The 11,935-nt window shown below is 55.0% G+C and carries 12 protein-coding genes and 1 other RNA gene; 9 read left to right on the top strand and 4 right to left on the bottom strand.

Annotated features, from left to right (window positions below; all coding sequences use genetic code 11):
- The first annotated feature begins 436 nt into the window (after positions 1-436).
- The 6 genes from epd to ABLU78_RS15235 all read left to right on the top strand — a co-directional run bounded on the left by epd (position 437) and on the right by ABLU78_RS15235 (position 6,558).
- Positions 437-1,456, top strand: a complete 1,020-nt coding sequence (gene epd / locus ABLU78_RS15260) for an erythrose-4-phosphate dehydrogenase (protein WP_047057429.1) — start codon at positions 437-439, stop codon at positions 1,454-1,456.
- Between the two features lie 51 nt (positions 1,457-1,507).
- On the top strand, positions 1,508-2,671 hold the full coding sequence (pgk, locus tag ABLU78_RS15255) for a phosphoglycerate kinase (RefSeq protein ID WP_015369762.1): 1,164 nt from the start codon (positions 1,508-1,510) through the stop codon (positions 2,669-2,671).
- A gap of 110 nt (positions 2,672-2,781) precedes the next feature.
- On the top strand, positions 2,782-3,861 hold the full coding sequence (gene fbaA / locus ABLU78_RS15250) for a class II fructose-bisphosphate aldolase (RefSeq protein WP_004144748.1): 1,080 nt from the start codon (positions 2,782-2,784) through the stop codon (positions 3,859-3,861).
- Positions 3,862-4,051: 190 nt separating this feature from the next.
- On the top strand, positions 4,052-4,909 hold the full coding sequence (locus tag ABLU78_RS15245) for a small-conductance mechanosensitive channel MscS (RefSeq protein ID WP_015369769.1): 858 nt from the start codon (positions 4,052-4,054) through the stop codon (positions 4,907-4,909).
- Positions 4,910-5,063: 154 nt separating this feature from the next.
- Positions 5,064-5,705: an arginine exporter ArgO gene (argO, locus tag ABLU78_RS15240; protein WP_015703435.1), complete on the top strand. Its 642-nt coding sequence runs from the start codon at positions 5,064-5,066 to the stop codon at positions 5,703-5,705.
- Between the two features lie 85 nt (positions 5,706-5,790).
- Positions 5,791-6,558 (top strand): oxidative stress defense protein, encoded by a 768-nt coding sequence (locus tag ABLU78_RS15235; protein ID WP_015369771.1) that lies wholly within the window; start codon positions 5,791-5,793, stop codon positions 6,556-6,558.
- Between the two features lie 54 nt (positions 6,559-6,612).
- Here the strand turns inward: ABLU78_RS15235 and argP are convergent, their stop codons facing one another.
- Entirely contained in the window at positions 6,613-7,506 is an 894-nt protein-coding gene (gene argP, locus ABLU78_RS15230) for a DNA-binding transcriptional regulator ArgP (protein ID WP_008806448.1), read from the bottom strand.
- A 167-nt stretch (positions 7,507-7,673) separates the two neighbouring features.
- Between argP and rpiA the strand changes: the two genes are divergently transcribed.
- Positions 7,674-8,336, top strand: coding sequence for a ribose-5-phosphate isomerase RpiA (gene rpiA, locus ABLU78_RS15225; RefSeq protein ID WP_015369772.1), 663 nt, complete (start codon positions 7,674-7,676; stop codon positions 8,334-8,336).
- A gap of 268 nt (positions 8,337-8,604) precedes the next feature.
- Complete coding sequence (gene serA / locus ABLU78_RS15220; RefSeq protein ID WP_015703434.1) at positions 8,605-9,837, top strand: phosphoglycerate dehydrogenase; 1,233 nt, start codon at positions 8,605-8,607, stop codon at positions 9,835-9,837.
- Positions 9,838-9,924: 87 nt separating this feature from the next.
- Here serA and ABLU78_RS15215 read toward each other — a convergent pair whose 3' ends face one another.
- The 3 genes from ABLU78_RS15215 to zapA form a co-directional block, all read right to left on the bottom strand.
- Positions 9,925-10,521 (bottom strand): 5-formyltetrahydrofolate cyclo-ligase, encoded by a 597-nt coding sequence (locus ABLU78_RS15215; protein WP_020077968.1) that lies wholly within the window; start codon positions 10,519-10,521, stop codon positions 9,925-9,927.
- A gap of 99 nt (positions 10,522-10,620) precedes the next feature.
- Positions 10,621-10,804, bottom strand: a non-coding RNA gene (ssrS, locus tag ABLU78_RS15210) — 6S RNA.
- 41 nt (positions 10,805-10,845) lie between these two features.
- Positions 10,846-11,175: a cell division protein ZapA gene (gene zapA, locus ABLU78_RS15205; RefSeq protein ID WP_004205298.1), complete on the bottom strand. Its 330-nt coding sequence runs from the start codon at positions 11,173-11,175 to the stop codon at positions 10,846-10,848.
- Between the two features lie 166 nt (positions 11,176-11,341).
- Here zapA and ABLU78_RS15200 point away from each other — a divergent pair, with 166 nt between their 5' ends.
- Entirely contained in the window at positions 11,342-11,920 is a 579-nt protein-coding gene (locus tag ABLU78_RS15200; protein ID WP_015703432.1) for a YecA family protein, read from the top strand.
- The last annotated feature ends 15 nt before the right edge of the window (positions 11,921-11,935 follow it).

Below are 11,935 nucleotides of genomic sequence, written 5' to 3'. Positions count from 1 at the left end.
GTTCGGCTTCACCGTTGACAACGTTGTCGCCAAAGCGAAAGCACTGCTGTAATCGCTGGTACGGCGCGGGCTGATGCCCGCACCTCAACCCTCTCCTGTGGGAGAGGGTGCGAACACCAAAAACGGTAACCCCTGGGTTACCGTTTTGCTTTTATCTCGCCACCTGGCTTTTTGTAGGCGCTATTCCTCGAACATGTAACTATCCTGTAAATTATTCCAAAGAAAATGTGACGCAAGTCATATAGCTGGTTTATTGCTCTGGACAAACATTCCTTTTATTCCGACTTTGGCTTATTCTAGCTGAAGCGTTTCAGTCGTATAAATGTTCGACAATTAATCAATCAGTCGCAGTTTGCGACAGGTAAGGTTCCCCTAAAGGCGTTGCTGGATTACTCTGTCAGCCACCTCAAATCAGGGATAACCTTGCAGGAGACCTATGACCATACGCATCGCGATTAATGGCTTCGGTCGCATAGGACGCAACGTGGTTCGCGCTTTGTATGAATCCGGGCGTCGTGCGGAAATCACCGTGGTGTCGATCAATGAACTGGCGGATGCCGCAGGCATCGCGCATTTATTGAAGTACGACACCAGCCATGGCCGTTTTTCCTGGGATGTTCGCCAGGAGCGGGAACAGCTGTATGTCGGCGATGACGTCATTCGTCTACTGCATGAGCCTTCTATCGCCGCGCTGCCCTGGCAGGAGCTGGCGGTGGATGTGGTGCTGGACTGTACCGGCGTATACGGTAGCCGTGAACATGGCGAAGCCCATCTTCAGGCTGGCGCGAAGAAAGTGCTCTTTTCACATCCTGGCGGCAACGATCTCGACGCAACGGTAGTCTTCGGCGTCAACCATGATGAACTGCGCGCGGAGCACCGCATTGTCTCCAACGCCTCCTGCACTACCAACTGCATTATTCCGGTCATTAAACTGCTAGATGATGCCTACGGCATTGAGTCAGGAACGGTCACGACAATCCACTCCGCGATGCACGACCAGCAGGTGATCGATGCCTATCATCCGGATCTGCGGCGAACCCGTGCGGCCAGCCAGTCAATTATTCCGGTTGATACTAAACTTGCGGCGGGGATCACCCGTATTTTCCCGCAGTTTAACGACCGTTTTGAGGCGATCGCGGTACGTGTACCGACGATTAACGTCACCGCAATTGACCTGAGCGTGACGGTGAAAAAACCGGTAAAGGCCTGTGAAGTCAACCAGTTGCTGCAAAAAGCAGCACAGGGAGCATTTCATGGTATAGTTGACTATACGGAATTACCGTTGGTCTCGACAGATTTTAACCACGACCCGCACAGCGCCATCGTCGATGGCACGCAAACCAGGGTCAGTGGCGCGCATCTGATCAAAACGTTGGTCTGGTGCGATAACGAATGGGGCTTTGCTAACCGAATGCTCGACACGACGTTAGCGATGGCCGCGCAAGGTTTCAGGTAAGGCGCTGCGGCGCTTGCAAAACTTTATCAAGAATCAACGAGAGGATTCACCATGTCTGTAATTAAGATGACCGATTTGGATCTGGCTGGTAAACGCGTTTTCATCCGTGCTGATCTGAACGTACCGGTTAAAGATGGCAAAGTGACCAGCGACGCGCGTATCCGCGCCTCCCTGCCGACCATCGAACTGGCGCTGAAACAGGGTGCTAAAGTAATGGTTACTTCTCACCTGGGTCGTCCGACCGAAGGCGAGTACAACGAAGAATTCTCTCTGTTGCCGGTTGTTAATTACCTGAAAGACAAACTGTCTAACCCGGTTCGTCTGGTTAAAGATTACCTGGATGGCGTTGACGTTGCTGCCGGTGAACTGGTGGTTCTGGAAAACGTTCGCTTCAACAAAGGCGAGAAAAAAGACGACGAAGAACTGTCTAAGAAATACGCTGCGCTGTGTGACGTATTCGTCATGGACGCTTTCGGTACCGCGCACCGCGCGCAGGCTTCCACCCACGGTATCGGTAAATTCGCCGATGTCGCTTGTGCAGGCCCGCTGCTGGCCGCTGAACTCGACGCGCTGGGTAAAGCGCTGAAAGAGCCGGCTCGTCCGATGGTTGCTATCGTTGGCGGTTCTAAAGTTTCCACCAAACTGACCGTTCTCGACTCTCTGTCCAAAATCGCTGACCAGCTGATCGTAGGCGGCGGTATCGCTAACACCTTCGTTGCCGCTCAAGGCCACAACGTCGGTAAATCCCTGTACGAAGCGGACCTGGTTGACGAAGCTAAGCGCCTGCTGAGCACCTGCGATATCCCGGTTCCGACTGACGTTCGCGTCGCTACCGAGTTCTCTGAAACCGCCACTGCGACCCTGAAATCCGTTAACGACATCAAAGATGACGAGCAGATTCTGGACCTCGGCGACGTTTCCGCACAGAAACTGGCTGAAATCCTGAAAAACGCCAAAACCATTCTGTGGAATGGCCCGGTTGGCGTATTCGAATTCCCGAACTTCCGTAAAGGTACTGAAATCGTCGCTAATGCTATCGCAGACAGCGAAGGTTTCTCTATCGCAGGCGGCGGTGACACCCTGGCGGCGATCGACCTGTTCGGCATCGCTGACAAAATCTCCTACATCTCCACTGGCGGCGGCGCATTCCTCGAATTCGTGGAAGGCAAAGTTCTGCCGGCAGTAGCAATGCTCGAAGAGCGCGCTAAGCAGTAATTTAGTTCAGGCGGGGAAACCCGCCTGTTTTTCAGCGCGCTAACGTACAATTTTGTACAGCTCGCGAACCTTCTTCAACGGTCGAAGATACAGATACAGGACTAAGTAACATGTCTAAAATTTTTGATTTCGTAAAACCGGGCGTCATCACTGGCGACGACGTTCAGAAAGTGTTCCAGGTAGCTAAAGAAAACAACTTTGCTCTGCCAGCGGTAAACTGCGTGGGTACTGATTCCATCAACGCCGTTCTGGAAGCTGCTGCGAAAGTTCGTTCTCCAGTTATCGTACAGTTCTCTAACGGCGGCGCTGCGTTCATCGCGGGCAAAGGCGTGAAAACTGACGTTCCGCAGGGCGCTGCTATCCTCGGCGCTATCTCTGGCGCGCATCACGTTCACCAGATGGCTGAACACTACGGCGTGCCGGTTATCCTGCACACTGACCACTGCGCGAAGAAACTGCTGCCGTGGATCGACGGTCTGCTGGACGCGGGTGAAAAACACTTCGCTGCCACTGGCAAACCGCTGTTCTCTTCCCACATGATCGACCTGTCCGAAGAATCCCTGCACGAAAACATCGAGATCTGCTCTAAGTACCTGGCTCGCATGGCCAAAATGGGCATGACTCTGGAAATCGAACTGGGCTGCACCGGCGGTGAAGAAGACGGCGTGGACAACAGCCACATGGACGCTTCCGCACTGTACACCCAGCCGGAAGACGTTGATTACGCGTACACCGAGCTGAGCAAAATCAGCCCGCGCTTCACCATCGCCGCTTCCTTCGGTAACGTACACGGCGTTTACAAGCCGGGTAACGTGGTTCTGACCCCGACTATCCTGCGCGACTCTCAGGAATATGTTTCTAAGAAACACAACCTGCCGCACAACAGCCTGAACTTCGTCTTCCACGGCGGTTCCGGTTCTTCCGCTCAGGAAATCAAAGACTCCGTCAGCTACGGCGTTGTGAAAATGAACATCGATACCGACACCCAATGGGCGACCTGGGACGGTATCCTGCAGTACTACAAAGCGAACGAAGCTTACCTGCAGGGCCAGCTGGGCAACCCGAAAGGCGAAGACCAGCCGAACAAGAAATACTACGATCCGCGCGTATGGCTGCGTGCCGCTCAGACCTCTATGGTGACCCGTCTGGAGCAGGCATTCAAAGAGCTGAACGCGATCGACGTTCTGTAAGAAAATTCTCTTTCTTACCTGAAAGCCCGCATAATGCGGGCTTTTTTATTTATCTTCCCAGACTAAATCTCGTCAACAAACTGTGATCGGTTTGGCAAAATCCGCACTTATTGTTTACCCTATAACCTGATTGTCATTTTTCTGGTTTGGTTTTTTTATTACCCGTATGGGGATTCATAAGGAATGTTAAATGGAAGATTTGAACGTTGTCGATAGCATCAACCATGCCGGGACCTGGCTGGCGCGCAACCAGGAGTTGCTGCTGAGCTATGCCGTCAACATCGTTGCCGCTATCGTTATCCTGATCATCGGGATGATCGTGGCGCGCATCGTTTCTAACACCGTCAACCGCCTGATGCTGGCGCGTAAGATCGACGCGACTGTCGCCGATTTTCTCTCCGCGCTGGTGCGCTATGCGATTATCGCCTTTACGCTGATTGCTGCCCTGGGCCGCGTTGGCGTACAGACCGCCTCAGTGATCGCCGTGTTGGGCGCCGCCGGCTTGGCCGTGGGTCTGGCGCTGCAGGGGTCGTTGTCGAACCTTGCCGCAGGCGTGCTGCTGGTGATGTTCCGCCCGTTCCGCGCCGGTGAATATGTCGATCTCGGCGGTATCGCGGGCACCGTGCAGAACGTGCAGATTTTCTCCACTACTCTGCGTACCGTCGATGGCAAAATCGTGGTGGTGCCGAACGGCAAAATCATCGCTGGCAATATCATTAACTTCTCCCGTGAGCCGGCGCGCCGTAATGAGTTTATTATCGGCGTCTCCTACGATGCCGATATCGATAAGGTGAAACAACTGCTGACCGCGATTATTGAATCCGATGACCGCATTCTGCGCGATCGCGAAATGACCGTTCGCCTTAACGAACTGGGCGCCTCTTCGGTGAACTTCGTGGTTCGCGTATGGAGCAAAAGCAGCGACCTGCAAAACGTCTACTGGGACGTGCTGGAGCGCATTAAGCGTGATTTCGACGCCAACGGCATCAGCTTCCCGTATCCGCAGATGGACGTACACATGGTGAATCAGCAGGAAAAAGCGCAGTAATTTCTACCTGCAATGACACAAGACCGGCACCGCCGGTCTTTTTTTGTCTGTGGGTATTAGCTTTGCTTATTAATGATTAAAATTATCAATTTCCGCTAATGTTGGCGGCGCGCTATATTCTCCGGCATTAACGATGAAACCGGAAAATTAAACGATGCTATCTTATTACTTTCAAGGACTTGCGCTGGGAGCGGCGATGATCCTGCCGCTCGGGCCGCAAAACGCTTTCGTGATGAATCAGGGGATCCGCCGCCAGTATCATTTAATGATTGCGCTGTTGTGCGCGCTTAGCGATCTGGCGTTGATCTGCGCCGGTATTTTCGGCGGTAGCGCGCTGCTGATGCAGTCGCCGTGGCTGCTGGCGCTGGTCACCTGGGGCGGCGTCGCCTTCTTGTTATGGTACGGCTTCGGCGCGCTGAAGACGGCGATGAGCAATAATCTCGAGCTGGCCAGCGCCGAGGTGATGAAACAGGGACGCTGGAAAATCATCGTCACCATGCTGGCGGTGACCTGGCTTAACCCTCATGTGTATCTCGATACTTTCGTGGTGCTGGGCAGTCTTGGCGGCCAGCTGGCGGTCGAGCCCAAACGCTGGTTCGCACTGGGGACGATTAGCGCGTCATTCTTATGGTTCTTCGGCCTGGCGCTGCTGGCCGCGTGGCTGGCGCCGCGTTTACGTACCGCGCGGGCGCAGCGAATCATCAACGTGCTTGTCGGGCTGGTGATGTGGTTTATCGCCCTGCAGTTGGCAAAAGATGGCCTGCAACATATACAGATGCTCATCAACCAGGCTTAGTCCGATGGACTTTCCGCGCGTAAGCGCTAAGCTAGCTGGCATGCGTCCTTAAAATGGGCGACCTAAGCAAGATGGAGAAGCGACAGTGAAGTTAAAAGTCTTAGCCCTGGCGGCAGCACTCGGATTCAGCACTATGGCGGCGCAGGCAAGTGAATTGCCGGATGGCCCGCACATTGTGACTTCAGGCACAGCAAGCGTTGCAGCGGTTCCGGATATCGCCACTCTGGCGATTGAAGTTAACGTCGCGGCAAAAGATGCGGCATCGGCAAAAAAACAGGCTGACGATCGCGTTGCGCAATATCTCTCTTTCCTCGAAAAGAGCGGCATTGCCAAAAAGGATATCAGCTCGGCGAACCTGCGTACCCAACCTGATTACGACTATCAGAACGGCAAAAGCATCCTCAAGGGCTATCGCGCGGTGCGTACCGTCGAAGTTACCCTGCGTCAGCTCGATAAGCTGAATGGCCTGCTGGACGGCGCGCTGAAAGCGGGGCTGAACGAAATTCGTTCCGTATCGCTGGGCGTTGCGCAACCTGATGCCTATAAAGATAAAGCGCGTAAAGCGGCTATCGATGATGCGGTACATCAGGCGCAGGAACTGGCTGCTGGCTTCCACAGCAAGCTGGGTCCGGTCTATAGCGTGCGTTACCATGTTTCCAACTATCAGCCGAGCCCGATGGTTCGCATGATGAAGGCAGCTGACGCCGCGCCGGTCTCCGCGCAGGAAACCTACGAGCAGGCGACCATCCAGTTTGATGATCAGGTTGACGTGGTCTTTGAACTGCAGCCAGCACAGGCCGCCGCGCCTGCCGCGCCGGCGAAACCAGCTGAAGCGCCGAAACCGGCTCAGTAAGCCGCAGCGACAAAAAAGCCACTTCAGTGAAGTGGCTTTTTTTATGCCCGCCGTTTAATCCTGGCGCAACACCTTGTGGCCGTAATCAATAAGCGCATCGGTCACCCTGCGCATCATGCGGCTTTCTGGCGCAAAACGGTGCCAGTAAAGCATCCGGCGCTGGAACAGCCCCGGCGTCAGGTCGATAAGCTCGCCGCTCTTCAGCTCTTTCTCGATCTGTAGATGCGGGATCATACAGCAGGTGGTGCCCTGGCGCGCCAGCTGCACGAAGGCCTCCGACGAGTTGACGATATGGCAGGGCACGCTGCCCGGCGGCAGGTCGAAGTTTTGCTGCAGGAACGCCTGGTGCATATCGTCGAGATGATCGAAGGCGACCACCGGCGCTTTCAGCAGCGCAGAACGCGTTACCCCGTTAGGGAAATAGCGTTGCGCAAATTCCTTCGAGGCGACGAACAGGTAATCGAGCGCGCCGAGTTGATCGACCAGGCAGCTTGGCAGCGCCTGCGGCTGAATACTCACCGCGCCGACCACTTCCCCACGGCGCAAGCGCTCCTGGGTGCGGGTTTCATCTTCAACCTGCAGATTGAGGCGGATAGGGGAGTCGGATAACACGTTGGCCAGCGCCGGCAGCAGCCAGGTCGCCAGACTGTCGGCGTTGACCGCCAACGACAGCAGCAGCGGCGTGGAGCCGGTCTGCTCATCGCCAAGCCACTCTTCTTCCAGCAGCTCAACCTGGCGCAGCAGAGCCAACAGTTTTTGCCCCTGCTCGGTCGGGCGCGGCGGTACGGTACGCACCAGCAGCGGTTGGCCAAACATGTTTTCCAGCTGTTTGATACGCTGTGAGACGGCGGACTGTGTAATGCATAGCTTCTGCGCGGCGCGCTCAAACCCACGTTCCCTAATCACCGCATCCAGCGCTTGTAATGTTCTGTAGTCCGGTCGTTTCATTATTCTGGCGTACCCCCATAACTTTTCGTTAACCCGCACTATGACATAAATTTGTTTTTGATAAAGACGAAAATGGTCTGCTCAGATGTGTGATCGCCATCGCAGGGACATTTCATCCGCCGATGTTCTATAATGCGCGGTAAGTATTCACATCTCGGACGATAATCATGACGCAGGATGAACTGAAAAAAGCAGTCGGCTGGGCAGCGCTGCAATATGTACAACCGGGCACCATTGTCGGTGTCGGCACCGGCTCCACGGCGGCGCATTTTATTGATGCGCTGGGGACCATGAAAGGGCAGATCGAAGGCGCGGTCTCCAGCTCCGACGCCTCCACCGAGAAGCTGAAAAGCCTCGGTATCCCGGTATTCGACCTTAACTCCGTTGACCGCCTCGGCATCTACGTTGACGGCGCGGATGAAATTAACGGCCACATGCAGATGATCAAAGGCGGCGGCGCGGCGCTGACCCGCGAAAAGATCATCGCCTCGGTTGCCGATAAGTTTATCTGTATCGCCGACGCCTCTAAGCAGGTTGATATCCTCGGCAACTTCCCGCTGCCGGTGGAAGTGATCCCGATGGCGCGCAGCGCCGTCGCGCGTCAGCTGGTGAAGCTGGGCGGCCGCCCGGAATATCGTCAGGGCGTGGTGACGGATAACGGCAACGTGATCCTCGATGTACATGGCCTGGAAATCCTGGACGCTATCGCGCTGGAAAACGCCATTAACGGTATCCCGGGCGTGGTGACCGTCGGCTTGTTCGCCAACCGCGGTGCCGACGTGGCGCTGATCGGTACCGCCGACGGCGTGAAGACCATCGTCAACAAATAAGACGATCGGGGGGAAGTTTCGCGCTTCCCCCTAAATTTTTTTCTATGGCCTTAATTTGGTGACTTGTGTCACATTTACGTAACCTTTCTGAGTAACAATCTGCCATCTATTCTCTTTCTGGTGTTTTGTCCTGTCTTTTGCTTCAACGTGATATTTCTTCAGGTCGGCGAGGCAAACGTTCATATTGCCGCGATAGTTTTTTTTGATATGTTGCTGGAAGAGTTTTTGTTCAGCACGACATCAGTACCAATAAAAACAGGACGGGGAAATGGCTAAGGTATCACTGGAAAAAGACAAGATTAAATTTCTGCTCGTTGAAGGCGTGCATCAGAAAGCAATCGATAACCTTCGTGCGGCAGGTTACACCAACATCGAATTTCACAAAGGCGCGCTCGATACTGAAGAGCTGAAAGCGTCGATCCGTGATGCCCATTTTATCGGCCTGCGTTCCCGTACTCATCTGACTGAAGAGATCTTCGCCGCGGCGGAAAAACTGGTGGCGGTGGGCTGCTTCTGTATCGGCACCAATCAGGTCGATCTGGAGGCCGCCGCGAAGCGCGGTATCCCGGTATTTAACGCCCCGTTCTCGAACACCCGTTCGGTGGCTGAGCTGGTCATCGGCGAGCTGCTGCTGATGCTGCGCGGCGTGCCGGAAGCTAACGCCAAGGCGCATCGCGGCGTGTGGAATAAGCAGGCGGTAGGCAGCTTTGAAGCGCGCGGCAAAAAACTGGGGATTATCGGTTACGGCCATATCGGCACCCAGCTCGGCATTCTGGCGGAATCGCTGGGGATGCACGTCTATTTTTATGATATCGAAAACAAACTGCCGCTGGGCAACGCCACGCAGGTTCAGCATCTCTCCGACCTGCTGAACATGAGCGATGTCGTTAGTCTGCACGTGCCGGAAAACGCCTCCACCAAAAACATGATGGGGCCGGAAGAGCTGGCGCTGATGAAACCGGGCGCGCTGCTGATCAACGCCTCTCGCGGCACGGTGGTCGATATCCCGGCGCTGTGCGATGCGCTGTCGCGTAAACACCTGGCCGGCGCGGCCATCGACGTCTTCCCGACGGAGCCGGCGACCAACAGCGATCCGTTTAACTCTCCGCTATGTGAATTCGATAACGTGATTCTGACGCCGCATATCGGCGGTTCAACTCAGGAAGCGCAGGAAAACATTGGTCTGGAAGTGGCAGGCAAGCTGGCGAAGTATTCCGATAACGGTTCTACGCTGTCGGCGGTGAACTTCCCGGAGGTTTCTCTGCCGCTGCACGGCGGTCGCCGTCTGCTGCATATTCATGAAAACCGCCCGGGCATCCTGACGGCGCTTAACCAGATTTTCGCCGCGCAGAACATCAACATCGCCGCCCAGTATCTGCAAACGACTCCGCAGATGGGCTATGTGGTAATTGATATCGAAGCCGATGGCGACGTCGCGCAGCAGGCGCTGCTGGCGATGAAAGCGATCCCGGGCACCATCCGCGCCCGTCTGCTGTACTAATTTGTTGTTGCCTCACGGGCAGGTCGCATACCTGCCCGTATTTTTTTTAACGCCTTCCGGGCGCAATTCTCGAATCCGCATCACTTTCTACCAGCGCCAGGTTTTACCTGGCGTAATCACCGCCGGCAGCGGTATATCCCACTGTTCGCTCGGCAGCGTATCCACCTGCTGGCAGTCGTGAGCGTAGCCTACCGGCTGCAGGCGATACTGCCGCCAGTTCTGTAAAGTACGATCGTAGAAACCACCGCCCATCCCCAGGCGTTGACCGCTGGCATCGAAGGCGACCAGCGGGGTAATCAGCACATCGAGTTCGGCCAGCGGCAGGACATCGCGCACGTCGAGCCTGGGTTCGTAAATCTTCAGGCGATTAAAAATCAGCTGGCTTTGCGGATGGTAATGTAAAAACAGCAGATTGCCGGGGCTAAACGGATGCAGTACCGGCAGATAAACCCGCTTGCCCGCCCGCCACAATTGCTCGATCAGCGGTTGGGTATCCAGCTCGCCGTCGAAGGAGAGGAACAGCGCCACGGTATGAGCGAGAACGACGGGCGGATACGCCATCATTCGCTCAGCGGCCTGCAGGGCGAAGCGCTGCTGCTGTTCGGCGCTAAGCGCGCGTCTACGCTCGCGGATCTGCTGGCGAATTTGCTGTCTGGAGAGCGGGATATCGGGCTGTATAGTCATGCTGGTCTCATTACGAGCAGGCGAAACGATACGGGAAAGTGTAATAAAGGGCGGCACAGGCCGAAAACAACGTTGAGGGGAAAATGCGAACTTAAGAAGGGAATCTCCGAGATGCCGCCGCAGGCTGTAACCCTTGAACCCTTGGTTCAAGGTGAATGCGTCGTCACAGTTTTAAGGCTTCTCGGGCGAACCGAGCATGCTCACCAACCGTGGAGCGCCACATTCTTGTGGTATGAAATATCGGCTCAGGGGACTGGCCCGCTTGCAAACATCTCAGAGAAATTTTGTTCTTGCGATTACTCTAACACAGTTAACGACAAAGTGTTATTCAAACTTCGACCCCGGTCTTTCGCTTATGCGACCTTGCTCAAGCAATGCCTGTTCGATGGTCTGCTGAAGCATGCGAATGCGCTGTTCCATACTGGAGGCGTAGTCGCGGGTCTTCGCTTTTTCCTGAGTCAACTCATAGCTGATGTTCAACGCGGCGATGAAGACCAGCTGCTCAGTATTTGTGACTCTAGTGCGTTCTTTTAAATCTTGCAACCGCTGATTAAGGTCTTCAGCTGCCTGATTCAGGGCATCCCTTTGTTCAGGCGGGCAATTCACTCGCAGTGAACGGCCAAAAATTTGGAGATCTACGGGTTGTGCAGACATGCCACCTTCCTGCTGATTGACTGCGCTGCCTTCACGTCCGAGCCCGGCTCTGCGAAGGGGCGACACTATAGCTACCCTGGTGTGGGGATACAAGCCCTTTTCTGGTTCACCAGGGTCCAAAGTGGTAGCATATCATGAATATTCCTCCCAACGATGACGAATGCGCATGTCTATACAGAACGAAATGCCTGGTTACAACGATGTAGACCAGTTACTGAACCAACAAGGGGTGGGATTAACCCCGGCCGAAATGCACGGTTTGATAAGCGGCATCCTTTGCGGCGGCAACACCGACAGCAGCTGGCAGCCGCTGGTGCATGACCTGACCAACGAAGGCCTTGCCTTTGGTCATGAACTGGCCCAGGCGCTGCGTAGCATGCATTCCGCCACCAGCGATTCGCTGGAAGATGATGGTTTCCTGTTCCAGCTGTATATGCCGGAAGGCGACAACGTCAGCGTTTTCGACCGCGCCGACGCGCTGGCGGGTTGGGTAAACCATTTCCTGCTCGGCCTTGGCGTGACCCAGCCGAAGCTGGATAAAGTTAAGGATGAGACCGGCGAAGCCATCGATGATCTGCGTAACATTGCGCAACTCGGCTACGACGAAGATGAAGACCAGGAAGAGCTGGAAATGTCTCTCGAAGAGATTATTGAGTACGTACGCGTCGCCGCGTTACTGTGCCACGATACCTTCGCGCGCCAGCAGCCAACCGCACCGGAAGTACGCAAGCCAACGTTACACTAAATAAAAACGACATTC

It is taken from the genome of Klebsiella sp. JN_Kp122 (genome assembly GCF_040062085.1).
In the GTDB taxonomy this organism is placed as follows: domain Bacteria; phylum Pseudomonadota; class Gammaproteobacteria; order Enterobacterales; family Enterobacteriaceae; genus Klebsiella; species Klebsiella aerogenes.
This window is presented reverse-complemented; position numbering and strand designations above follow the sequence as displayed.